This window comes from Moorella sp. E306M, assembly GCF_006538385.1.
In the GTDB taxonomy this organism is placed as follows: domain Bacteria; phylum Bacillota; class DSM-521; order Neomoorellales; family Neomoorellaceae; genus Neomoorella.
Genome location: NZ_BJKO01000001.1, coordinates 1,241,379 through 1,265,345, shown reverse-complemented (window position 1 = coordinate 1,265,345; position 23,967 = coordinate 1,241,379). Strand labels below are relative to the sequence as shown.

Below are 23,967 nucleotides of genomic sequence, written 5' to 3'. Positions count from 1 at the left end.
GTCAAGCAACCTGCCTGGCTTGCAAATTTAGCCGCCCAGGTAGGCCTTTTTGACGGCTTCACTGCTGGCCAGATCGGCGGCGTTGCCTGTCAGGGTTATCCGTCCCGTCTCTAAAACATAACCGCGGTGGGCCACGCTCAAGGCTATGTTGGCGTTCTGCTCTACCAGTAAAATCGTCGTTCCCTGCTCGTTAATCTCCCTGATGATATTAAAGATTTCCTGCACCAGGATAGGTGCCAGGCCCATGGACGGCTCATCTAGTAGCATAAGTTTTGGCCTGGACATCAGCGCCCGGCCGATGGCCAGCATCTGCTGTTCACCGCCGCTTAAGGTACCGGCCAATTGTTTCTGGCGTTCCTTGAGACGGGGAAAGCGCCGGAAAACTTCCTGTATACTTTTATTTATTCCTTCCCGGTCCCGGTGCAGGTAGGCACCTAGCTCCAAATTTTCCCTTACTGTGAGATTGGGGAAAATCCTCCGGCCTTCCGGCACCTGGGAAATGCCCATCTTTACTATGGCCTGGGCCGGCAAGCCGTTAATATTCTGGCCCTGGTAGGTAATGGTACCGCTTTGGGGCCGTAAAAGACCAGAAATTGTTTTCAAGGTAGTACTTTTACCGGCACCATTAGCCCCGATCAGGGTTACAATTTCGCCTTCATTTACTTCCAGGGAAATACCCTTCAGGGCATGGATGGCGCCGTAATAGACATTAAGATTTTCCACCTTGAGGAGCAACACCGTTCACCTCCCGTCCCAGGTAAGCTTCAATAACCCGCTCGTTGTTGCGAATGGCTTCCGGCGGTCCCTCGGCAATAACCTGGCCGTAATCCAAGACATAGATGCGCTCACAAATACCCATCACCAGGGACATGTCGTGCTCGATTAATAAAATCGTCAGGTCAAACTCCTGCCGTATCCAGTTGATCAAAGTCATTAATCCCTTTGTTTCCTGAGGGTTCATCCCGGCTGCCGGCTCGTCGAGCAAAAGGAGTTTAGGGCGTGCCGCCAGGGCGCGGGCAATCTCCAGCCGGCGCTGCTCGCCGTAAGGCAGATTTTTGGCTTTTTCATTTTGATAGGGTTCCAGTTTAAATATCCGCAGCAGTTCCTGGCTCCGTGCCAGTACCTCCGCCTCGCCCCGGTGATAGGAAGGCAGGCGTAGAATGGCATCAAGTACGCCATAACGGCTGTGCCAGTGGTAAGCTATCCGGATATTGTCAAGGACACTCAGATTGCCGAAAAGGCGGATATTCTGGAAAGTTCTGGCAATCCCTTGCTGGGTAATTTGATAGGGTTTCAGTCCTACCAGACTGCGGCCGTTAAAAATAATCTCTCCCCTGGTGGGGCGGTAAACACCGGTCAGCAGGTTGAAAATCGTCGTTTTTCCCGCTCCGTTGGGGCCGATCAGGCCTACCAGTTCTCCCTGCTGTAAACGCAGGTTCACATTGGCTACCGCCATCAGGCCGCCAAAGGAAATTGTCAATTCCTTAGTTTCCAGCAGAGCCACTGGCTTCACCTCGTTTCGGCACCCAGCGGTCCAGGGTAAGTTCCTTATTACCCATTAAACCCTGGGGGCGGAAAACCATGATGACAATCAATAGTACGGCGTAGATAACCATCCTTAAAACGGCCAGGTCCTGGAGGGCGGCGTTAATAAGGGTGATGGCTGCCGCAGCAATGATGGAGCCGGTGACGCTTCCCAGACCGCCAAAAACTACCATGACCAGAATGTCAAAGGAACGGAAAAAGGTAAAAGTGGTCGGCTGGATGAGGTAAAAATAATGGGCATAAAGGGCCCCAGCAATCCCGGCAAAAAAGGCGCCTATGGCAAAGGCCAGGACTTTATAGTAAGTGGTGTTGATGCCCATGGTTTCGGCGGCAATCTCATTTTCCCGGATAGCCACACAGGCCCGCCCGTGGGTAGAATTAAGGAAATTGACAATAACCAGGATGGTCAGGACCATCATCAGGTAAAGCCAGGTCCAATTGGTCAATTGGGGAATACCAATCATCCCGGCGGCGCCGCCGATATAGTTAATATTGTTGGCTGCTCCCCGGATAATTTCTCCAAACCCCAGAGTGGCGATAGCCAGGTAATCTCCCCGCAAGCGCAAGGTGGGCAACCCGATGATAATCCCGGCAACGGCCGCCGCGCAGGCTCCGGCCAGGATAGCCACCGGAAAAGGCTGGCCCAAGTTGGTAGTCAGAATAGCGGACACATAGGCACCCACGGCCATAAAGCCTGCATGGCCAAGGGCCAACTGGCCGGTAAAGCCCACAATGAGATTAAGGCTGACTGCCAGGATAATATTGATCCCCATCATCATTAAATTAATCTCCTGGAAGGCACTGATTACACCCGCTGCTTGCAGCCAGTATACCAAAAAATAAATTAGGATTGCGCCGGCCAGGGAGATTAGATTTTTTTTGCTAAATCGCACCTGTTTCACCTACACCTTTTCAGTATTGTTCTTTCCCAGCAGGCCGGACGGCTTGACCAGCAGGATTAAGATAAGGAGGAGAAACACAATGGGGTCCCGTAATTTACTGCTCCAGTAACCGCTGACCATGGTTTCAAAAATACCCAGGGCAAAGCCCCCCACCATGGCGCCGGGAATCAGGCCGATGCCGCCAATAACCGCCGCCACGAAGGCCTTTAAACCGGGCATAATACCCATTAAGGGCTGAATGGTGTTGTAATAGAGCCCCAGCAGGACCCCGGCCACGGCCGCAAAGGTCGACCCTATGGCGAAGGTCAGGGAAATAGTGTTATCAACATTAATTCCCATGAGCCTGGCAGCATCCGGGTCGTAGGAGACGGCCCGCATGGCTTTACCGGCCCAGGTATAATGGACAATATACTGCAATATGACCATCATTGCGATTGTAATGGCTAGAATTAAAAGCTGCAGGGTGGTGGCTGTCAGTTTTATGCCAAATATCGCCAAAGGCAGTTGGGCGCTGGTGATCAGCCCCGCCGGATAGGAACGAATTTCGGTTCCCAGGACCATCAGGCCCCCGTTCTCCAGAAATAGGGACACGCCGATTGCTGTAATCAAGGGTGCCAGGCGGCCAGCGTTACGTAAAGGTCTATAGGCGACCCGCTCAATGAGAACCCCCAGGATAGCAGTACCGATCATGGAAATGATAAAGGCCAGCCAGATATTTAATTTGAGATAAACTACCACAAAAAAGGCAATATAAGCGCCCACCATTAAAATATCGCCATGGGCAAAATTAATCAACTGGATGATACCATAAACCATGGTATAGCCCAAGGCAATGAGGGCATAGATGCTGCCCAGGGACAGCCCGTTGATTATCTGCTGGAGAAATACGGCCATGCTGCCAACTCCCAACTCTGCCCTAAAATAAACTCCAATGAGGGGGTTAGAACCCCCCCATTGGTTGGTCTGGCACCTTTTTAGGCCAGGATTTTAATGGGTAATCTTTTTCTTTAGCGTTTGCTTGCCGTCTACCATGGCAATAATGGCTACATCTTTAACCGGGTTGTGGTTTTCATCAATGGTAATCTTACTGGTAATGCCGTCAAAATTCTTCGTACTGGCCAGGGCATTGCGGATGGCCTCCGGATCGGCCGACCCGGCCCGATTGATAGCATCGGCCAGCAGGTAAGCTGTATCATAAGCGAGGGCAGCAAAGGCGTCCGGTTCCCTGTTGTATTTGGCCTTAAAAGCTTTAATAAAGGCCTGAAGTCGCGGGTTGGGATCACTGGCAGCGTAATGGTTGGTAAAGTAAGTATTATTCAGGTTCGCTGCCCCGCCGGCGTACTCAGCCAGTTTGGGAGAATCCCACCCGTCAGCACCCAGCATGGGAACCTTTATTTCCAGTTCCCGCGCCTGGTTAACAATCTTGCCCACGTCACCGTAATAGGCCGGAACATAAATCAGGTCGACACCGGCATCCTTAATCCTGGTAAGGGCGGGACGGAAATCCTGATCGCCGGAATTAAAGCTCTCTTCCGCCACAACCTGGCCGCCGTTTTTAACGAATTCCTCTTTAAATACCTTATATAAACCCTTGCTGTACTCATCAGAGTTGCTGTAAATAATGGCAGCCTTTTTAGCTCCAAGATCTTTGATGGCGAATTCCGCGCCCACAATGGCCTGGGTGGGATCGATAAAGCAGACACGGAACACGTAGTCGCGCACTTTCTTGGTCTGGGGATCGACAGTTACATCTGGATTCGTCGCTGAGGGACTAATAATAGGTACTTTATATTTAGTAGCCATGGTCGCCGCCGCCATGGTGGCACCGGAAGTAGCCGGGCCCAGGAGGGCGACGACTTTATTCTCCGTAATCAATTTCGCAGCCGCACTCATGGCTTCTTCTCTTTTACCGCCATTGTCCAGCACGATAGGGTTGAACTTCTTGCCACCCAGGACACCGCCGTTCTGGTTGATTTCTTCAAAGGCCAGCAGGATGGCGTCCTTAGAATTAGTACCATAAGTAGCTACATCGCCTGAGAGTTCATAGTTGACGCCGATATTAATGGTATCGCCGCCGGAAGCCCCCTGTTTTTCCGCCCCTGATTTTTGCTGGCCGCAACCGGCGATTATTGCCGCTGCCAAGAGCAAGGCCACGGTAAACAGGGCAACTTTTTTAATCCTCCCCACTTTAAAGGACCTCCTCCAATTTTTTTGCCGTTGACAGGCACATTTGAATTTATTATAAACCTGCCTTTGAATAACTGTCAATTGGCAATAACCATTCGCCTGTCCCCCTGACGCCGGGTAAGTTTTATCCGGTCCAGGTACTCTAAAAAGGGCAGTACATATTTGCGGGAGCTGCCCAGGGCGTCCCTTACTTCAGCCAGGCCGAAGGGGCCGGCGAGGCTTAATTTTTTCACTACCGCCACGGCCTCTTCAAAGGCCTCCCGGTGCCAGTAAAATTCGTCGTTGATTTTAACCAAAACTCCTTCCCGCGTCAGGTAGTGAAGGAGCTCTTCCAGCTCTGCCGGGGCCAGGTTATAAGCAGCTGCTACTTCATTAAAACCCGGCGGCTGCCAGCGAGCCGACCGATAACACTCTGCCAGGGCCTGTAAAAGTTCTCTTTGCCGGGGGCTAATCTCGGGCTTAAAATCAGACAGGGCCACGTTACTTGCCGTCAGCTGAATACGGCCTTCCTGGGACCATCGTTCCAGCAAGGCTTGAAAAACCCGCGCCGGCAGGTGGGAGAAATAACGGGAACGCAATTCTTCCCTCCCCAGGCCGGGGCGCAGGGGATACTGGCGGTGAAAATCAGCCAGGGCCCGTACCGCCGCCTGCCACCACGCAGTCATGCGCTCATTGTTCACTGCGTACAGGTCGTTATCAGCAGCAAGCAAGGTGAGCTGTCCCGCAGCAGCCATTTCATGCAACAATTTCCTGGTTTCTTGCGGCGTTAAAGCCGCCCTGGCTGCCGCTTCCTGCCAGTCCAGGCCATCCCGGTGCTCCTGGACAACCTGCGCCAGGATTTCTTGGGGCGAACCTTCCAGGCGTTTCTCTAAGGAAGCCAGGACGGATGGCTCAAAGCGGCGATGCCGGGGGGGCGCCGGGTCAATGATCAGCCCGCCGCCAATGGTTTGCATAGGCGAATAGCTGCGCAAGATAAAGCGATCGGCCCGCGTAGCCACCACCGGCTCCTCCATGAGCAGCTGGACAAAGGCCTTTTCCCCGCCCTTTAATTCGTTTCGATCAAGGAGGATAATTCTCCCTAAAACCTCGGCCGTGCCCAGGTAAAAACGGATGCGGCTGCGGTTGGCCAGGGTACGGGCGCCTGCCAGAAGCTTAAAACTGGCATCCAGGCGATAGGTTGGACGTAAAAAGCCTGGAGTTAGAAGGGAGCTGCCCCGGCTAACGGCCTCCTTTTCTATGCCGGCTAAATTTACGGCTACTCGCTGGCCGGCCAGGGCTTCTTTAACATTCTTACCATGAACCTGGAGGTTGCGAACCTTGGTTTTTATACCTTCCGGCTGGACCTCCAGGTCGTCTCCTACGCGGATGGTTCCCGACCAGAGGGTGCCGGTAACTACTGTGCCAAAACCGGTAATGGAAAAAACCCGATCGATGGGGAGCCTTACCCTTCCTTGTGCCGGCCGGGTTGGCGTTGCTGCCGCCAGGGCATCCAGCCGGGCCAGTAGTTCGGGTATCCCTTCGCCGGTCAGAGCGGACACAGGGATGATGGGGGCCTCAGCCAGCACCGTCCCCTGAACGACCTGGCGCACTTCTTCCCGGACCAGTTCCAGCCACTCGGCATCCACCAGGTCGATTTTCGTAACCACGATGATACCCTGCTTGATCTGCAGCAGGTCAATAATGGCCAGGTGTTCCCTGGTCTGGGGCATCACCCCTTCGTCGGCCGCCACCACCAGCATGACCAGGTCCATACCGCCGACACCGGCCAGCATCTGGCGAATAAAGCGTTCATGGCCGGGTACATCCACCAGGCCTAACTGGCGCCCGCTGGGTAAAGTCAGGGGAGCAAACCCCAGCTCAATGGATATGCCGCGTTCCTTTTCTTCTTTGAGCCGGTCTGTATCAACGCCGGTTAAGGCCTTGACCAGTACCGTCTTGCCGTGGTCGACATGACCGGCTGTCCCGACAATAATATATTCCACCAAACATACGCTCCTCCAAAGGGATCTACAAAATTAGGCGATTATTAGCTGGCTCGTGGTTCTCGGCTAGCAAACTTGACGCTCAGCCTTGCTCGGCGGCGGGGGTGGCGGAGGGTGATACTTCTCGTTCCTAAAGCTGCGTTACGATACCCCTCCCGTTCACCGCCGCCTCTCTTCGGCTTCGCTGAGTTTGCTATCGCCTCGAACCAAGTCGCCTTCCGCCTGTACCCTCCAGCGCATAGCTCTGGCCCACTTTTTCAGGTTTCCCCGGTGGGGTCGTTAATCCCATCGAGGGCCTCTACCAGGGCGCGAGCCAGTTCTTCACTTTCACCGGGCAGGAGGGTGCGGACGTCGAGGATTAAGGTATCTTCCTGAACCCGCACCAGGACCGGGGGCTCAATTTGCCGCAGGCGCCTGGCCAGTTCTTCTACCGTAACCTGGGCCGGCGCAACGGTTACGCCCCAGGACGGCAGTTCGGTTAACGGCAGGGAACCGCCTCCGGCCTGGGAGGTGATTGCTTTTATGCCTACCCGCGCCCGGGAACCCAGCACTTCCGCCAGCAAGGCCTGCAGCTGTTCCGCCCGGCGCCGCAAGTCCTCCGGCCGGGCTACCAGGGCAGCCAGGGTAGGGATCTCCCGGACGGCCCGGTCCGGGTTGCGATAAGCCCGCAAGGTTGCCTCAAGGGCAGCCAGAGTCATTTTATCAACCCGCAGGGCGCGAGTTAAAGGATGGCGGGCAATAGTGGCCACCAGCTCCCGCCGACCCAGGATAATCCCGGCCTGGGGCCCGCCCAGCAATTTATCCCCGCTGAAGGTTAAGAGGTCTACCCCCTGTTTAATTTCGGCCTGAACAGTCGGTTCGCCGGTAATACCGTAGTTCTCCAAGTCCACCAGAAAACCGCTGCCCAGGTCCTCCATGACGGGTACCTGCCGGCGCCGACCCAGGTCAACCAGTTCGGCCGTAGTCACTTCATGGGTAAAACCCTGGATGCGATAATTACTGGGGTGAACCTTGAGAAGCAGAGCTGTATCCGGTCCCATGGCCGCTTCATAGTCCTGCAGGTAGGTTTTATTGGTAGTACCTACTTCCACCAGCCTGGTACCGCTCTGGGCCATAACATCCGGTACCCGGAAGGAACCGCCGATTTCCACCAGCTGACCCCGGGAAATAATGGTCTCCTTGCCGGCAGCCAGGGCGGCCAGGCTTAAATATACGGCAGCAGCGTTGTTGTTAACCACCAGGGCTGCTTCGGCACCGGTCAACTCCTTGAGCAAACCGGCCACATGTTCATAACGATTACCACGTTGTCCCGACTCCAAGTTAAATTCCAGATTGGTATAGCGCCGGGCCGCCATCAGGGCTGCTTCCGCTGCCGCTTGGCTTAAAACAGCTCGGCCCAGGTTGGTGTGTAAAACCACCCCGGTAGCATTAATGACCGCCCGCAAGCTGCTACGGCTGCTGGCTTCGTACCTTTTCTTTATTTCCCGCGCCAATTCTTCCAGACCAGGCGGCTCAATTCCTGCGGTCAGTACTCTCTCCCGCCAGCTGGTCAGGACCTGGCGAGTACAGGCAACCACCAGGTTATGGTCCGTTTGGGATAATTCACGGAGCAGCGGGTGCCGCAGGATCTGGTCTACTGCCGGTAATTGCCGCAAAAGGCTTTGGGGCTGTTCCATGGTTACTTGCTGCAATCCTCCAAACGCAATGTAAGAAAACTGCGCTCTTACAAAAACAAACTAAGGTTATTATAACCATAAGCTAAAAATGTGGAACCGGTACAGCGTACCAGTTCCGCATAAAGTTTTCCCACTTTCCCACGCCGGGTTATAAACTCCGGCTGCTGGTTAGAAAATATAGCTTAAGAAGACTTGCCAAAGGAGGTTTTTCCATGAGTATTGGTCCATGGCGCCCCTGGCGCGAACTGGCCGATATCCGCGAGGCCTTGTTCCGTAACTTCATGCCCGGCTTCTGGGAAATCGGCCCCCGCTTTGACATTTACCAGACCGAAAGGGAAGTGGTAGCCACAGTAGAATTACCGGGCCTGACTTCCAGGGACGATGTAGAAATCACCGCCACCGAGGATACCCTTGCCATTCGGGGTGAAATTCGCCGCAGCGAAGAAACAGGGGAACAGGATTATCACCGCGCCGAGCGCTTTTACGGTACCTTTGCCCGGACCGTCAGCCTGCCGGCCAAGGTAGAACCGGAAAAAGCGACGGCGACTTATAAAAACGGTATCCTGGAGGTCCGCCTGCCCAAGGCGGAAAACCAGCGGCAGCGGCGTATCCCCATCAATCTCCACTAGTATTTAAGAAAATTTAACTGCTCCGGCCGGGACAGGGGTTTGTCAATAGCTGAGCCCTCGGGTAAATATTCACGTTTCTGCCCCTCAATCAACAGCTGCACCCTGTCAATCTCCGGGAACTGGGTTAAGGTAAAAAGGAGGGAATCAAGGAGGGCTGTTTCGGCCGACGTACCCCCGCCATAGCCTGTTACTTCGCGACTGAAATTTACAGTGGCCAACCCGTGCTCAATCTTCAGATCCAGGAGCCTGGTCCCGGGCCAGATGGTCCGTACCAGGTTGCTGTCCGGCGGCGGCCCTGCCAGCAGGGCCAGCACAGCCGCCCGGGGCAGATCGTTTCCCGCAGCTCCGGGCGGCAGCGCCACTGTAACCGGCACCAGAAATCTGGCGCTGGCATCATTAAAATAGACCTGAACGCCCTGCTGGTTATCTTTTTTTAAGAGGCTGTTAATTGTTGCCGGCCGAGCAAGAGGTGTATCAAGCTTTACCCCGCCAACCTCCGGTACAGTCTGCCCCTCGATCAGAACCTGCACGTAGCGAGCATTATCCAGACTGGTCAAAGTTAAAACCAGGGCTTTAATAGCCCTTTCTGCCTGTCCATTATCCTCCATCTGCAAAAATTCTTTTGTTAAATCTACATATACCGTCTGCTGGTCATCTAAAATATAAATATCCCGTAGCTTTACGCCATCGGGCATTACTTCTTTTAAACCATCCACCTGGGGACCGGCGAGGAGTTTTTCCACCGCTACTTTAGCTACTTCGCGAGTGGGGGTAAAGGTAATCGTAACTGGTACCAGATAAGAACCATCCTGGGTCAGGTAATACACCAAAACCTGGCTCAATTCTCTATCAACTAATAATGGACGTCTTCCTTTGGCAGTTTTGCCGGGCAAATCCTGGATAGCAGGTTTGGGTTTGTTGAAACAACCACTGTTAAGCACAGCTAGCACCAGTAGCAATAATACCAGTACTGTGCGCGACCACCCCCAGCTCCAGTTTCCTGGGTGGTCTGCCTTCATAATCATTCACTCCCTCCAGGGGTTTTTAGAGATTTTTTCTACAAACAAAAGCTAAAATCCTGCCTGTCCTGAATTTTACAGACGACATACCAAGGCAAGGAGCAGCAAAAACAGGCCTATGTAACCGAAAAAAGGGTAAATCCAGCTCACCAGGTTGATAAAACCACAGGTGGCCACCGGTAAAGCAAGGATAAGCATTAGCAACGCTGCTCGCCAGGTTGGAAGGGCGGGAATTTGACCCAACCTTGTCGCCAGTCCGTAAAGATTACTCGCCGCCGTCGTCACTACTGCCAACCAGAGGGCCAGGGCATAAAGGTGAACCAGCCCGGGTTGCAGGCCGGACACCAGGTACAACAAGGGCAGTTCTGCCTGCAGGCCCGCAGGACTCAAGCCTCTTAGGGCTTTCACCAGTAAGTACGCCAGGCCTCCTAAAAAAAGCCCGCCCACGCCCGCCCCCAGGACCCCCTTGCGGGAAGCCGGCAGAGAGGTTAGTAAAACCGCAACTCCTGCCATATTATATGTAACGTAAAGGCAAGCGTTGAGGATCCAGTTACTGCTGATGAGCCCCCCTGGTGATGCAGGTGGGGAAACTTGGAATGGCCCCGGCTGGGAGAAAACGGCAATTAAAGCGGCTACAATTATAATTACCATCATAAGCGGTACCATAAGGGCATTTAAAAGCAAGAAACCGTGGCCCTTGCCCAAGCTGGCCAGGAAAGCCAGGACGCCACAGGCGATGATTCCGGTGAGGGGTGCGAGGCCAAAATGCTCTTTGACTACGGCCCCGGACCCGGCCAGCATAATAGCCAGACCGCCGAACAGAAAGGCACCAGTGACCATATCAGCCGGTTTTTCCCATTTTCCGAGGAGCACTACCAGGAAATCTCGGTAAGAATTAGTACGCCATTTCAACGCCAGGCGGCGTACTTGGCTGGCAGCCAGGATTAATAGCGTCCCCATTAACATTACGGCCGCCGGGGCCTCCGACCCCAGCATCACGAAAAACTGGACCAGTTCCTGGCCGGAAGCAAAACCGGCGCCGACCATAGTTCCCACGACAGCTATAGCTACTGCCAGTTCATCCTTAAGGATCACGACCACCCTTCCCGCAACCTTTGTACATTAATATGCCGGGAGGGGCGTCTAATAGTATAAAAAAGCAGAAACCGGCATATACTCTAGGCACAAGGTTTCTCAGGAGGTAAGGTATGGCTCTATTACCTTTTTTCACCTCTAATCAGCCTGAGGCAATGCCGCCTGCGAAAATTAAATATTACTACCAGGACCCCCTGGCGGTGGAAAAATTAAGCCAGATTCTGGCCAGTCACCTGCAGGAACTTAATCCCGAGGGCAAACAACCTCTTGTCGTCGTTTGCATCGGAACTGATCGTTCAACGGGTGACTGCCTGGGCCCTCTGGTGGGTACCAATCTTTTGCATATGCCCAATTTACCCTTTGCCGTATACGGAACCCTGGATGAACCAGTTCATGCCAGCAACCTGACGGAGAAACTGGCCTATATTAAGACCAACCATCCTGATCCCATAATCATCGCCGTTGATGCCTGCCTGGGACAGGCGGAAAATGTCGGTGCTATTACCCTGGCCCCGGGGGCTTTAAAACCAGGCGCCGGGGTCAATAAAAATCTCCCTGCTGTGGGAGACATTCACTTTACGGGCATCGTCAACGTCGGCGGCTACATGGAATATTTTGTCCTCCAGAATACCCGCCTGTCCATTGTCATGCGCATGGCCCAGCAAATTGCCAGCTCCATTTACCAAGGCGTGTGCCTGGTTTACAAGCATCGCAATATTGCCGTTGCCCGGGGCCTGCAGTAGAATTAAAAAGTACGTTTGTATTTCTTTAAAATATTTTTTACCTCATCGTCGGAAACTTGGCTGAAATCTTCATAGAACTGGCCAACGGCGTAAAAGGGTACCGGAGTTGCCAGGCAGATTAAATCGTCTACTAAAGACCGCAGGCGTTCCGCAGTCTCCGGCGGGGCCACCGGCACGGCCAGGACCAGCCTGGCGGGATTGGCCTGCTTAACCGACCGCAGGGCCGCCTCGGTAGTCAGGCCGGTGGCGACCCCGTCATCTACTACAATAACAACTCTTCCTGTGATTTCCGGTTCACCGGCGTGACCCCGGTAAACCTCCAGCCGCCGTTTGATTTCCGCCACTTCACCCTCGATGAAGGATTTAAGATCGGCCGGTACCAGGTTTAAAGAACGCATAACGGATTGGTTATATAAAACTGTACCGTCCGGCGCCACAGCGGCTACGGCCAGTTCTGGACTGCCCGGCAAGCCCACTTTGCGGGAAATAATCAAATCCAGTTCTCCTGCCAGGGCCGCGACCATGGGCGCAGCGACTACCACCCCGCCCCTGGGTATAGCCAGCACCAGGGGTTGCCGGCCCCGGTAGTCCTGCAAGGCCCTGGCCAGCCGGCAACCGGCATCGTGGCGGTTTTTAAAGAGCATGCGGTTATAACCCCCGGAAAAAGAAGTAGTAATAGCTTTTCCCTTATTTATATGTGACTATGTATTCTCCTGGCCGGAGGCACAGCAATTCCAGGGTGGCCGGCCATACCTACCCTGGATAAGCTCATTCCAGGCTAGGCATCCGCCGGTACTGGCATCTGGCAGTGGCCCTGGAGCAAACCGCCGGGTTCGACAATTAGCCGCGCCGTCTGGACGTCGCCCTCTACTTTACCCGTCGGGGCAATTTCCAGTTGCCCTGTGGCGGCCACATCACCTTTGATGGTTCCTACCACCAGCAGGTTACGCGCCCTGACCGTGGCTACCACCTGGCCGCTTTCCCCGACCACCAGGTCACCCTCGGTACTTACCTCACCTTCAAAATCGCCGTCGATGCGGACGGCTCCTTCGGCCACCAGTTTCCCGGTTATTTTAGCTCCCTTACCAATGACCGTGTCTACCGTTGCCGCAACATTGTCATTCTTTCTCCCCAGCACTTCCGGCACCCTCTCCTCCTGTAAGATATTTTAAGGGATCCTGTAGCTGGTCATTCAGTTTCACTTGAAAGTGCAGGTGGGGACCGGTACTGCGGCCGCTGCTGCCCACCCTGGCAATAGGCTGGCCCCTCGCTACCTGTTCCCCTATTTTAACTAATAGTTCAGAATTATGACCATACATACTGGTTAAACCATAGCCGTGATCAATAACAATAGTACGTCCGTAAATTGGCATCCAGCCCGCGAAAACTACCCGACCGTTGCCGGCAGCCTGAACCTCCGCGCCATAGGCAGCGGCAATATCAATACCGTCATGAAATTCTTCTCGCCGGCCAAAGGGGGAATCCCGGTAGCCAAAGGGGGAAGAAACCGGCCCTCGTACCGGCCAGTGAGAGGGCAGTGCTGCCAGGTAAGCCAGGTGCTGCTCCATTTCCCGGGCCAGTTCTTTTATTTTAACCTCCTGGCGAGGAGTGTCCCGGGCGACGCTGCTAAGGATTAAACGTACCTGCTTTAAAGTTTGTTCCTGTTCTCCTGGTCTTAAACGACCGCCCCGGGAAGCTACGCCGGGGCGCTCCCCGCCACCCTGGCCCAGGCCAAGCAAGGATCTTACCCGGGCGTCCAGTTCGTCGATGCCCTGAATCTTTTCCTGCAAAGCCCTGGCCTGTTCCTCCAGCTGCAGAATCTGAGCGGCCTGCCTGGCGTTGATCTGGTCAACAGCTCTAAGCTCGGCAACCCTTTTTTGCAGGTGGTATACTGCTCCTATAGCTGCAATTAAGGCTATGATAAGCAATATGGCCAGTACGACTGCGACCTGGAAAAACCACGCCGGGAGAAAAAAGCGATAAATTCTCCGCCCTTCCGGGACAAGCATCAGCGTAAAATAACGATCACGCCGGATACCCTGCAAACCCAGTTCCCCCTAACTGGCTGCCTCTCCCGGGGATAGCAGGCCCAGGGCCATGGCCAGGGCCTTTTCTTCCTCTTCGCTCAAGCGGTAAGTAGAACGCCCGCTGTGAACGGGTTTAATAAAGACACGGGTCTCGTCCCGGGCATAAAGACTGGTGAGGATAAAACCATTGGCTTCCCGGTTAAGGAGTGCCAGGGCAAAACTCAAATCACTACCCGTATCTGGAAAGGCATTAAAGCGGATCAAACCTATGCGGCTAAAACTTTTCTCCAAACCCACCTGAAGGTCGGCTACCTTTTCCTGCACCTGGTCAAGGGCCTTCTTTATCTGCCCCACGTCGTGGAAGCGCTCCAGAACGGCGGTCAGGTCGTGGCCTTCGCCGGTTTCAATCAAACGCTTGATGCGTCCCTCCAGGCGCCTAACCTCAGCATGGTTATACCAGAGAAAAAAGATAATAAAAAGTTGCAGGAGGGCCAGCCCCAGGAGGATAGGGATATTATAGGGTGCCAATAAAGAAGTCAGTACCGCCAAAGTTAAATCCTCCCTACTAAATTACAGCAAAAGATTTATTTCCACATGAAATGCCATTTTCCTGCGCGTATTTCATTTGCGCGCCTAAATTTAGTAAACCGGCAATTTTTTTCAGCACTGAAAAAGATTAAGCCAGCAGGATTTCTCTCGGCCCATGGAGAAAAATTTGATCTTAAAAAATTTAAAGCGTGGTGATTTCAATGTTACCTGATGCTTTAGCTGCCAAACTGGAACTCCTACAAAAAAATTTAACGGACATGGAAGCCGTCCTTGTGGCTTATTCCGGCGGTGTCGACAGTAGCCTTTTACTCAAGGTAGCCAGTATGACGCCGGCCAGAGTCCTGGCAGTTACGGCCGCTTCACCCACTTATCCCCAGGTGGAAATAGACGCCGCTACCCGGCTGGCGCAGGAACTTGGGCTTCAGCATTTGGTAATAAATACCAACGAAATGGAAGATTCCGCCTTTACTGCTAACCCGCCGGAACGTTGTTATCATTGCAAAAAGGAACTTTTTGCTAAACTGCAAGAACTGGCCCGGGAATACGGCCTGAAAGTAATCGTTGATGGCGCCAATGCCGATGATAGCGGCGATTTTCGCCCCGGCAGCCGGGCGGCCAGGGAATTCGGTGTCCGCAGCCCCCTGCAGGAAGTAGGACTGACCAAAGAGGAGATCCGCCAGCTGGCCAGGCATTTAAACCTGCCCAACTGGGATAAGCCTTCAATGGCCTGCCTTTCATCCCGTATCCCCTACGGCCAGGCCATTACGCCGGAAAAACTGGAACAAGTAGCTGCTGCCGAAGCATTCTTACGCCAGCTGGGTCTAAGAGAAATCCGGGTACGTCACCACGGTGCCATTGCCCGCCTGGAAGTAAACCCAACTGCCTTTGCCCTCCTCATTGATGCTAATGTCAGGGAAAAGCTGGTTAACCGTCTCCACGAACTTGGGTTTACCTATATCACCCTGGATTTAGAAGGCTTCCGCAGCGGCAGCATGAATGCTGTTCTTAGCCCGGAGGAACGGGTAGTAAGGCACAAACATTAGAGCAGGGTGAGAAAGATGAAAGTTGCCTACTTTGATTGCTTTTCCGGTATCAGCGGTGATATGTGCCTGGGGGCCCTGCTGGCCAATGGCCTTCCCAAGGATGAACTGGTAGAGCGGTTAAAAGAGCTTGCCCTGGACGGATGGGAATTAAAGATCAGGGAGACCAGCCAGCATGGTATTGCGGCCATAGATGTAGCTGTGCAGGTGACCGGTCGCCACCCTCACCGCCACCTGAAAGATATCCTGGAGCTAATCGACAACAGCCCGCTGCCCCTGCCGGTGCGGGAAAAAGCAACAGCCGTTTTCCATAACCTAGCCCGGGCTGAGGGCCAGGTTCACGGCATCAGTCCGGAAAAAGTACACTTCCATGAAGTTGGAGCCGTCGATGCCATTATCGATATTGTAGGCACCGTCCTGGGTCTGCACCTCCTGGGTATTGAGCGGGTTATATCCTCGCCCCTGCCCCTGGGCTCCGGATGGGTCGAATGCCATCACGGCAAACTGCCGGTACCGGCACCGGCCACCCTTTACCTGCTCCGGGGTTATCCTGTTTACGGCACCGAAGATAAAGCTGAGCTGGTAACCCCCACCGGTGCAGCCCTCATCACCACCCTGGCCGAAACTTTCGGTCCTTTCCCGGCAATGAATTTGATCAGCGTCGGCTTTGGCGCCGGGAAAACAGCTTTAGCGCATCCCAATCTCCTGCGCCTGGCCCTGGGAGAAATCACCTCAACTCAGCTGGAGGGAGACGAGAGCAGCCTGGTCATTGAGACGACCATTGATGACATGAACCCCGAGTTTTTCCCCGCCCTCCAGGAACAGGTCCTGGCTGCCGGAGCAGTTGATGCCTACTTTACCCCGGTGCAAATGAAAAAGGGCCGGCCCGGCGTCCTCTTTACAGCCCTCTGCCCGGAAACCAACCTTGCTGCAGTGGCGGCAGCTATTTTCCGCCATTCCAGCACCCTGGGCCTGCGCTTCCGCCGCGACCAGCGCCTGGTCTGCCAGCGGCAGCAAACAGAGGTGCTAACGCCTTACGGCCCGGTAACCGTCAAGTGGGGTCGCTACAAAGATCCTGAAGGCCGGGCAATCACTAACGTAGCCCCGGAATATGAATCCTGCCGCCGGGCCGCCCTGGCCGCAGGCGTGCCGGTGAAGGAAGTCTACGCCGCCGCCCTGGCTGCCGCCCGTGCTGTAAAGATGTGGTGACCTGAACAAACCCCTTGCCTGCAGCCACAGGACAAGGGGTTTGTTTTTTTAGTGCCACCATAGTGACAGGATGGCCGCAAAGAAAATAGCCGGTAAAAGATTGCCTACATGAATTTCTTTTATCTTTAAAACGTCTAGGGCAATGGCAATAATCAGCAGACCACCGCTGGCCGTAATTTCGGTCACTACAGCCGGGGTTAGATAATTTTGCATCCAGGTTGCCATCAGGGTCAAACTGCCCTGATAAACAAGCACCGGGAGGGACGACAGGGCTACTCCCCAGCCCATGGTGGTGCTCATGCTAGCGGCCAGGATGCCGTCCAGTAAAGCTTTGGCATAGAGGGTATTGTAATTAGCGCGTAAACCTGCATCCATGGAACCTATAATGGCCATGGCACCGACACAGTAGAGAAGGCTGGCGCTTACAAAGGCTCGGGTAATCTCCCCCCTGCCGCCGCGGGAAAGGAGTGATTCAAGGCGCTTCCCTAGTCCGGCCAGGCGCCCTTCAATATCCAAAAGTTCTCCGCTAATGCCACCGGCTACCAGGCTGACAATCACCAGGACGATATTTTGGCTCTGGATGGCCATGGTCAACCCAACCAGCAATATACCCAGGCCGGTGGCCTGGGTAACTGTTGTCAGCAAGCGCTGAAAAAGACGCCGGCCAATTAGGGTTCCCAGAAGGGAACCGGCCAGGATGGCCAGGACATTAACCCACGTACCCCACAAGTTCTTCACCCCGATTTCAGGTTACGTTCGGTACCTTTTGCTTTAAAACTCCCTTGGTTTGCAAATTATCTCTTTAATTTTAGTAGCGAAAAAGTCCTGGGAATGGGCCGGACGTAAAACCAGGGCCGTATCTACACCTTCGCTGCTCCCGCCCAGGGCAATGACATCCACCCCTGCTGGTATGAGGGCGGCATCCAGGGCCATGCCGGCAACCTCGACAGCCACCTTGGTACCCTGGCCGAAGAGGCGCAGGGTATTGGCAATAATTTCAGCTGGATAAATACCCTGGAAGGCGAAACGCACGGCACGGTCAAGGCCGGCCATCAGGTGGGTGGTGGTCAGAACTTTAATCCCCCCCTCCTCAAGGCGCCGGCGCGTGGCCGCATCCATCTCTATTTCCCCCGGTTTTTTAAAACCGGCCTGGTGGGTTACACAAACGATATTTAAATCATTATTTCCCAGGCACAGTAAGGCGCTGTAGCCCGTTGCCGAGGCAACGACAACATCCTTTAGCCCCAGCTGCCTGGCGCGTTCCAGGGCCAGTTTAATTGTACCTTCTGTATTAGTCTTTCCTTTCGCTTGCCAGTATGTTGTCATCTCTTCATCCTCCTTATCTTTGCCTCAGAGGCCGGCTCCGGACATTCTCGTCCTCGACCATGCCCCCACTCTTAAACTCCACCTGAGACCGGGTCACCCTTTTTTCCAGCAGACGCTCGAGCGCAAACTTTAAAATGTTTCACGTGAAACATTATTCCTGGTTAATACGGCTATAATTCTTTCTAAGTCCTCAGTTCCAAAATAATATATTTCTATTTTACCTTTATTTTTCCCGTGAGATAGCTTAACCTTTGTGCTTAAAATGTGTTGTAGTCTATCTTCTAGCTGCTTGACTTCTAAATCAACCTTTTCGTTCTTGCGCTCCTTTTTTGTAGGTTGATCAATTGAAGCTTGCAACTTTTTAGCAATTATTTCTGTCTCCCTTACCGCCAGCCCCTCTTCTTTGATTTTTCTTGCCAGCATTAACTGTTGTTCTCTATCCTTCAAGCTCAGTATTATCCTGGCATGACCTGTTGATATTTCACTCTTCCGGAGCATTTCCTGGATTTCCTCCGGCAACTGGAACAGGCGCAGGGCATTGGCGATTACCGGTCGGCTTTTGCCTACGCGACGGGCTATTTCTTCCTGGGTAAGATTATGTTCGTTTATTAGCGCCTGGTAAGCTTCAGCTTCTTCCATAGGATTCAGATCTTCTCGCTGTAAATTCTCTATCAAAGCTATTTCGGCTGTTTCCCTGGCATCCAGGTCTTTGATGATTGCTGGTATTTCCCTTAACCCGGCGATTTTACAGGCCCGCAGGCGGCGTTCACCGGCAATGAGTTCATAACGTTCATCTCCAATAGGCTTAACAACAATGGGCTGGATAACGCCGTGACTTTTAATTGACTGTGCCAGTTCCTCTAACTTTGTGGCATCAAAATCGCGCCTTGGCTGGTGTCGCCCGGCGACAATCCGGTCCACTGCTACCCGGGTTACTTCTCCGGTCAGAACTTCGTTTTCTTCGATTGCAGGCAATAAAGCTTCCAGGCCCCGGCCCAGGCCTCTTTTAACCATTGTTCATCACCTCCAGGGCCAGTTCTTTATAGGCTTCGGCCCCGCGGGAACGAGGATCATAAAGACTTATCGGCTGGCCGTAGCTTGGCGCTTCACTTAGCCGCACATTACGTGGGATAATGCTTTTGAAGACTTTTTCGGGGAAGTGGTTTTTTACTTCATCAACTACCTGCATTGATAAATTGGTCCGTGGATCAAACATGGTCAAAACAACCCCTTCTACTTTCAAGCGGGGGTTTAAGTGACGGGTAACCAGCTGGATGGTGTTCATCAGCTGGCCCAGCCCCTCCAGGGCATAATATTCACACTGGATTGGTATTAAGACGCCTTCGGCGGCCGTCAGAGCATTGATGGTGAGCAAACCCAGGGAAGGCGGGCAGTCGATAATTATGTAGTCATATTTATCTTTGACGTCCTGCAATGCTTTCTTTAATTTCTGCTCCCTGGCAATTGCTGTCACCAGTTCAACTTCAGCACCTGCCAGTTCAATGGTTGCCGGCACCAGGTCGAGATGGGGTACTCCTGTAGAAATAATGATTCCTGCTATAGGCACGCTGTTAATAATAACATCATAGATACAGTGCTCGATGTGCAGGCGATCAACACCCAGACCGCTGGTGGCGTTACCCTGGGGATCAATATCTACCAGGAGCACTTGCTTTCCTGCCTGGGCTAAAAAGGCACTTAAATTGACGGCTGTGGTAGTTTTACCAACCCCTCCCTTTTGATTGGCAATGGCCATAACCTTGCCCATGGGATTGACCTCTCCCTTGACTTTTTTTCTTTATTTCGGCATGTTTGTTAGGGTTCCTGCCGACCCTGTTTATTTTCCTTCACTTAAGGGGCCGTTTGGCGGGCAGTCCAGGGCGGCGCGGGTAAGCTGGCGGAGTGACCTTTTCCTTTTTGATTATAACAAGAAGGCGTTTTTCTTCCCCCCCTGGAAGCTTACGCTGCCATATTTTTGTCGCACCACCTCCTAGGAGGTTTATCGCCCCTGCGGCCGCCTTTAATTCTTGCTCCCCAGCCGGTCCTTTATAGGCTACCATAAAACCTTCTACCTTTACCAGTGGCAGGCAGTATTCCGCCAGGGTATTTAAAGGCGCTACAGCCCTGGCTACGGCCAGGTTATATTTTTCCCGGTAATTTTTATTTTGACCTACCTCTTCGGCCCGACTCCACAGGCATTCAACTCCTTTTAATTCTAACTTGTTTACTACCTTTTCCAGGAATTTAACCTTTTTTTGTTGGGCTTCCAGAAGTGTAAGCTGCAGGTCCGGCCGGTATATTTTTAGAATAAAGCCGGGTATTCCCGCGCCGGTACCAACGTCGATAACCCTGGCACCTGTCGGAATTGCCAAGGCACAAAAAATGAGGAGGGAATCCAGGATGTGTTTCCGCCAGATTTCTTCCTCCTCAACAATAGCCGTTAGGTTCATCTGTTGATTAGATTCTACAAGGAGATCGATATAAGCTTTTATGGCAGCAGCTTGTTCAACCGTTATATCTATGCCCGTATTTTGACTTAAGTTGTTTATGATTTTATTTTTATCCAGCACAGGTATTTACACCTTCACGCCTTTTTTGTTCTAGATAGACTAGCAAGATACTGATATCTGCCGGTGTGACGCCTGGTATACGCAGGGCCTGTCCCAGGGAACGTGGTCTTACCCTTTCCAGGTGATCGATACTCTCCCGGGATAAGCCACGGATTTCCCGGTAATTAAGATTATCTGGTAAACGCCGTCCCTCCAGTTTTAACATCCGCTCTACCTGGGCTTTTTCCTTGGCAATATAGCCTTCGTACTTGAGAATCATTTCGATTTCCCCGGCAATGTCATTTGGAAGGTCTGGCGCCAGGCCGGCTTCTGCTAGATCTTGATATTTTATTCCAGGCCTTTTCAGGAGATCGGCCAGGCTGGCTGTTCCCTTCAGCGGCGTCTCCCGGCGGCGGTGGAGTATTTCCTGGATGTTTTCATTGTTACTACCAACATGCTGCTTTTGTAAAAGTTCTATTCCTGCTTTGATGGCTTTTTCTTTGGCCTGGAGCTTCCTGTACCTTTCTTCATCCAGAAGCCCTATTTCATAACCCAGGGCAGCAAGGCGCAGGTCGGCGTTATCTTCTCGCAGCAGCAAGCGGTGTTCGGCCCTCGCCGTAAGCATGCGGTAGGGTTCGGTCACACCCCTGGTTACCAGGTCATCGATAAGGACACCGATATAGGCCTGATCGCGCCTTAGAATAAACGGCTCTTTTCCCTTTACCAGACGAGCAGCATTTATTCCCGCTACTAGCCCCTGAGCTGCGGCTTCTTCATAACCCGAGGTACCGTTGATCTGTCCGGCAGTGAATAAACCACTTATAGTCTTGCATTCCAGCGTTGCCTTGAGCTGGGTCGGGTCCAGGTAATCATACTCAATGGCATAACCCGGCCGCATCAATTCTGCTTTTTCAAGCCCCGGTATACTGTGCAGGGCGGCCAGCTGGACGTCTTCCGGCAGGCTGGTGGACAGACCCTGGACGTACCACTCCTCCGTTCCTAGCCCTTCTGGCTCCAGGAAGATCTGGTGCGCCGGTTTGTCGGCAAAACGTACCACTTTGTCTTCTATTGACGGGCAATAGCGCGGTCCTTTACCTTCTATCATTCCGCTAAACAGCGGCGCTCGGTCCAGGTTATCCCGTATAATCCGATGGGTTGTCTCATTGGTATGGGTTAACCAGCAGGAGACATTGGGCCGGTGGCTGTTGTCCTCCCAGAAAGAGAAATTTAAGGGCTCCCTGTCACCGGGTTGCTCAATCAACTTGTCCCAGTTAATGGAACGGCTGCTGATCCTGGGTGGTGTACCGGTCTTAAAGCGGCCCATGGTGAGACCCAGGTCTTTTAAACTCGCTGCCAGTTCAATGGCCGGGAACTGGCCGTTAGGACCGCCGGAATAGGCCACATCGCCAATGATTATCCGTCCCCTTAGATAAGTGCCGGTAGTTAAAACAACAGCAGAACAGGTAAAGAAAGCTCCTGTCCTGGTCAAGACACCTTTGACACGGCCATTTTCCACCACAAGACGGGTGACTTCAGCCTGCTTAACTTCGAGATTCTCTTGCCTTTCCAGGTTAAGGGTCATCAGTTGCTGGTAAAGCTTTTTATCTGCCTGGGCCCGCAGGGCCCTGACTGCCGGTCCCTTACCGCCGTTGAGACGGCGGATCTGGATGCGACTGCGGTCGGTATTTAAGCCCATGACGCCGCCCAGGGCGTCAATCTCCCGTACCAGGTGACCCTTGGCTGGCCCCCCTACCGAAGGGTTGCAGGGCATCATGGCAATATTATCCAGGCTGATGGTCAGCACCAGGGTACGGCAGCCAAGCTTTGCCGTTGCCAGGGCGGCTTCACAGCCGGCATGACCGGCGCCAATGACAATGACATCGTAATCTCCGGCGTTGTACATCCTTTTCACCTTCTTTCTTCTTAATTTCTACTATGAAAATAACTTCGCTCCTTGCTGGCATTGTTTTAGCTCGCGCCAAACAAATGCCAGTATATTTATTTTCACCCTTTTGATAGTACTGCGTTTGCGGTATAAGGTTCTTGCCATCTATTTACCAATACAGAAGTCGCTAAAAATCCGGTCCAGGAGATCCTCCCGAGCTGTGGCTCCTGTGATTTCACCCAGGAAATCGCGGGCCGCCCAGAGGTCAACGGCGATTAAATCGCCGGGTATACCATTCTCCCAGGCGGCTATGGCAGCGTTGAGGTGCTCCAGGCATTTTTCCAGGGCGTCGCGGTGGCGGGCCCGGGTAAGGATGGGCTCTTCCCCCGTCCTTGCCACCTTACCGCTGAGAACGACCTCCCTTATCTTTCTGGCCAGTTCATCCAATCCTTTACCTTCCCTGGCAGAAATAGTCACCCAGGGGTAACTGGCGGCAAAAGTTTTCAGCCCGTTCTCTTTTTCACCTATCAGGTCAACTTTATTACCGACAATAATTACATTTTTACCTGTAACTTCCTCCAGAATGCGCTTATCTTCAGCCAAGATACCGGTACTTAGATCGACGACCATCAGGACCAGGTCGGCCTCCTTGACAGCCTGCCTTGTCCGCGCTACACCGATACTCTCCAGCGTGTCGGCAGTTTCCCGCAAGCCCGCCGTATCGATAAGCCGGCAGGCAAAGCCGCCCAGGAGTAAAGTTTCTTCTATGGTATCTCTGGTGGTACCCGGGATCTGACTGACAATAGCCCTTTCCTGCCGCAATAAAGCATTTAAAAGGCTGGACTTGCCAACATTGGGCCGGCCAACAATGGCTATTTTCAGGCCCTCATTAAGGAGACGACCTTCTTCCCAGGTGGCCAAGAGTTTTAATACCTCTTCCCGGGCATGTTTCAATTTCTCCAGCTCGCTGGCACTTACCTCGCCGACCTCTTCGGGAAAATCCAGGCTGGCTTCAATTGCTGCCAGTACACCGGTAAGGGAATCGTTTATCACCGTTATTTTTTGTGACAGTTTGCCCTCTAGCTGGCCTATGGCAGCAGAGAGTCCCTGGCTGCTCCTGGCGCGAATTACATCTAGCACAGCCTCAGCCTGGGCCAGGTCGAGACGGCCGTTTAAAAAGGCACGCCGCGTAAACTCTCCCGGCTCGGCCAGCCTGGCTCCATGGCGTAAAGCAAGTTGTAAAACTCTGGCTACTGCCAGGGCACCACCATGGCAGTTAATTTCCACTACATCTTCGGCTGTATAACTGTGGGGGGCTCGCATTATGCATGCCAGTACCTCATCAATGGTTTCCCCTGTTTCGGGATCGATAATCACTCCCAGCCGCAGGGTATGGCTGCGACTGGCAGAAAAATGCGGTCCCTGGCGGGTTTTAAATATTTTACTGGCGATGGCAACAGCATCACTGCCGCTCAGGCGTACAATACCGATGCCGCCTTCACCCGGCGGGGTTGCTACTGCGGCTATGGTGTCGGCCAGCATTCCTTTCCTCCCCACATAATAAGACCCAGTAATACTTATGGTATCACTGGGCCACAGATAAA

General features: G+C 53.2%; 24 protein-coding genes. 4 read left to right on the top strand and 20 right to left on the bottom strand.

Translation table 11 applies throughout. From position 1 onward, the window contains the following. Positions 1–27: 27 nt before the first annotated feature. From FLZ89_RS06680 to selA, 7 genes are all read right to left on the bottom strand, one after another. Positions 28–735: an ABC transporter ATP-binding protein gene (locus FLZ89_RS06680; RefSeq protein WP_141264083.1), complete on the bottom strand. Its 708-nt coding sequence runs from the start codon at positions 733–735 to the stop codon at positions 28–30. Continuing rightward, positions 710–1,504: an ABC transporter ATP-binding protein gene (locus FLZ89_RS06675; RefSeq protein WP_141263555.1), complete on the bottom strand. Its 795-nt coding sequence runs from the start codon at positions 1,502–1,504 to the stop codon at positions 710–712. The genes FLZ89_RS06680 and FLZ89_RS06675 overlap by 26 nt, the downstream gene beginning before the upstream one ends. Next, positions 1,485–2,447, bottom strand: a complete 963-nt coding sequence (locus FLZ89_RS06670; protein ID WP_277997548.1) for a branched-chain amino acid ABC transporter permease — start codon at positions 2,445–2,447, stop codon at positions 1,485–1,487. Before FLZ89_RS06670 ends, FLZ89_RS06675 begins: the two co-directional genes overlap by 20 nt. Continuing rightward, entirely contained in the window at positions 2,448–3,341 is an 894-nt protein-coding gene (locus tag FLZ89_RS06665) for a branched-chain amino acid ABC transporter permease (protein WP_172613479.1), read from the bottom strand. 93 nt (positions 3,342–3,434) lie between these two features. Beyond that, complete coding sequence (locus FLZ89_RS06660; protein ID WP_141263558.1) at positions 3,435–4,634, bottom strand: ABC transporter substrate-binding protein; 1,200 nt, start codon at positions 4,632–4,634, stop codon at positions 3,435–3,437. Between the two features lie 77 nt (positions 4,635–4,711). Continuing rightward, complete coding sequence (selB, locus tag FLZ89_RS06655) at positions 4,712–6,616, bottom strand: selenocysteine-specific translation elongation factor (protein WP_141264084.1); 1,905 nt, start codon at positions 6,614–6,616, stop codon at positions 4,712–4,714. Positions 6,617–6,873: 257 nt separating this feature from the next. Beyond that, on the bottom strand, positions 6,874–8,292 hold the full coding sequence (selA, locus tag FLZ89_RS06650) for an L-seryl-tRNA(Sec) selenium transferase (protein ID WP_141304668.1): 1,419 nt from the start codon (positions 8,290–8,292) through the stop codon (positions 6,874–6,876). Positions 8,293–8,504: 212 nt separating this feature from the next. Here selA and FLZ89_RS06645 point away from each other — a divergent pair, with 212 nt between their 5' ends. Next, a complete protein-coding gene (locus FLZ89_RS06645) occupies positions 8,505–8,921 on the top strand; it encodes an Hsp20/alpha crystallin family protein (RefSeq protein ID WP_141263559.1) in 417 nt (138 codons plus the stop codon). On the opposite strand, the gene FLZ89_RS06640 is transcribed toward FLZ89_RS06645, so the two are convergent. Continuing rightward, the gene (locus FLZ89_RS06640; RefSeq protein ID WP_141263560.1) at positions 8,918–9,940 is read right to left on the bottom strand and encodes a GerMN domain-containing protein; all 1,023 of its coding nucleotides are present in this window, start codon (positions 9,938–9,940) and stop codon (positions 8,918–8,920) included. The two genes, FLZ89_RS06645 and FLZ89_RS06640, sit on opposite strands and share 4 nt — an antisense overlap. A gap of 75 nt (positions 9,941–10,015) precedes the next feature. Then, entirely contained in the window at positions 10,016–11,035 is a 1,020-nt protein-coding gene (locus FLZ89_RS06635; protein WP_141304667.1) for a YkvI family membrane protein, read from the bottom strand. A gap of 113 nt (positions 11,036–11,148) precedes the next feature. Here FLZ89_RS06635 and yyaC point away from each other — a divergent pair, with 113 nt between their 5' ends. Then, positions 11,149–11,778: a spore protease YyaC gene (gene yyaC, locus FLZ89_RS06630; RefSeq protein ID WP_141263562.1), complete on the top strand. Its 630-nt coding sequence runs from the start codon at positions 11,149–11,151 to the stop codon at positions 11,776–11,778. A gap of 2 nt (positions 11,779–11,780) precedes the next feature. Here the strand turns inward: yyaC and FLZ89_RS06625 are convergent, their stop codons facing one another. The 4 genes from FLZ89_RS06625 to FLZ89_RS06610 form a co-directional block, all read right to left on the bottom strand. Beyond that, positions 11,781–12,422 carry a phosphoribosyltransferase gene (locus tag FLZ89_RS06625; RefSeq protein ID WP_141304666.1) on the bottom strand — a complete coding sequence of 214 codons (642 nt, stop codon included), beginning with the start codon at positions 12,420–12,422 and terminating at the stop codon, positions 11,781–11,783. Positions 12,423–12,556: 134 nt separating this feature from the next. Beyond that, on the bottom strand, positions 12,557–12,925 hold the full coding sequence (locus FLZ89_RS06620; protein WP_172613478.1) for a bactofilin family protein: 369 nt from the start codon (positions 12,923–12,925) through the stop codon (positions 12,557–12,559). Continuing rightward, complete coding sequence (locus FLZ89_RS06615) at positions 12,897–13,823, bottom strand: M23 family metallopeptidase (protein WP_141263565.1); 927 nt, start codon at positions 13,821–13,823, stop codon at positions 12,897–12,899. The genes FLZ89_RS06620 and FLZ89_RS06615 overlap by 29 nt, the downstream gene beginning before the upstream one ends. 12 nt (positions 13,824–13,835) lie before the next feature. Continuing rightward, positions 13,836–14,354 (bottom strand): DUF4446 family protein, encoded by a 519-nt coding sequence (locus FLZ89_RS06610; RefSeq protein ID WP_141263566.1) that lies wholly within the window; start codon positions 14,352–14,354, stop codon positions 13,836–13,838. Between the two features lie 200 nt (positions 14,355–14,554). Here FLZ89_RS06610 and larE point away from each other — a divergent pair, with 200 nt between their 5' ends. Beyond that, positions 14,555–15,397 carry an ATP-dependent sacrificial sulfur transferase LarE gene (larE, locus tag FLZ89_RS06605; RefSeq protein WP_141263567.1) on the top strand — a complete coding sequence of 281 codons (843 nt, stop codon included), beginning with the start codon at positions 14,555–14,557 and terminating at the stop codon, positions 15,395–15,397. Positions 15,398–15,412: 15 nt separating this feature from the next. Then, positions 15,413–16,603 (top strand): nickel pincer cofactor biosynthesis protein LarC, encoded by a 1,191-nt coding sequence (larC, locus tag FLZ89_RS06600; RefSeq protein WP_141304665.1) that lies wholly within the window; start codon positions 15,413–15,415, stop codon positions 16,601–16,603. Between the two features lie 48 nt (positions 16,604–16,651). Here the strand turns inward: larC and FLZ89_RS06595 are convergent, their stop codons facing one another. From FLZ89_RS06595 to mnmE, 7 genes are all read right to left on the bottom strand, one after another. Next, entirely contained in the window at positions 16,652–17,341 is a 690-nt protein-coding gene (locus tag FLZ89_RS06595) for a DUF554 domain-containing protein (RefSeq protein ID WP_253256425.1), read from the bottom strand. A gap of 33 nt (positions 17,342–17,374) precedes the next feature. Next, a complete protein-coding gene (locus tag FLZ89_RS06590; protein ID WP_141263570.1) occupies positions 17,375–17,929 on the bottom strand; it encodes a pyruvate kinase alpha/beta domain-containing protein in 555 nt (184 codons plus the stop codon). A 129-nt stretch (positions 17,930–18,058) separates the two neighbouring features. Further along, positions 18,059–18,943 (bottom strand): ParB/RepB/Spo0J family partition protein, encoded by an 885-nt coding sequence (locus FLZ89_RS06585; protein ID WP_141263571.1) that lies wholly within the window; start codon positions 18,941–18,943, stop codon positions 18,059–18,061. Continuing rightward, positions 18,936–19,697 (bottom strand): ParA family protein, encoded by a 762-nt coding sequence (locus FLZ89_RS06580; protein ID WP_141263572.1) that lies wholly within the window; start codon positions 19,695–19,697, stop codon positions 18,936–18,938. The genes FLZ89_RS06585 and FLZ89_RS06580 overlap by 8 nt, the downstream gene beginning before the upstream one ends. 79 nt (positions 19,698–19,776) lie before the next feature. After that, complete coding sequence (rsmG, locus tag FLZ89_RS06575) at positions 19,777–20,499, bottom strand: 16S rRNA (guanine(527)-N(7))-methyltransferase RsmG (RefSeq protein ID WP_141263573.1); 723 nt, start codon at positions 20,497–20,499, stop codon at positions 19,777–19,779. Further along, entirely contained in the window at positions 20,489–22,381 is a 1,893-nt protein-coding gene (gene mnmG / locus FLZ89_RS06570; protein ID WP_141304664.1) for a tRNA uridine-5-carboxymethylaminomethyl(34) synthesis enzyme MnmG, read from the bottom strand. Before mnmG ends, rsmG begins: the two co-directional genes overlap by 11 nt. 147 nt (positions 22,382–22,528) lie before the next feature. Next, on the bottom strand, positions 22,529–23,905 hold the full coding sequence (gene mnmE, locus FLZ89_RS06565) for a tRNA uridine-5-carboxymethylaminomethyl(34) synthesis GTPase MnmE (protein WP_141304663.1): 1,377 nt from the start codon (positions 23,903–23,905) through the stop codon (positions 22,529–22,531). Between the last annotated feature and the right edge of the window lie 62 nt (positions 23,906–23,967).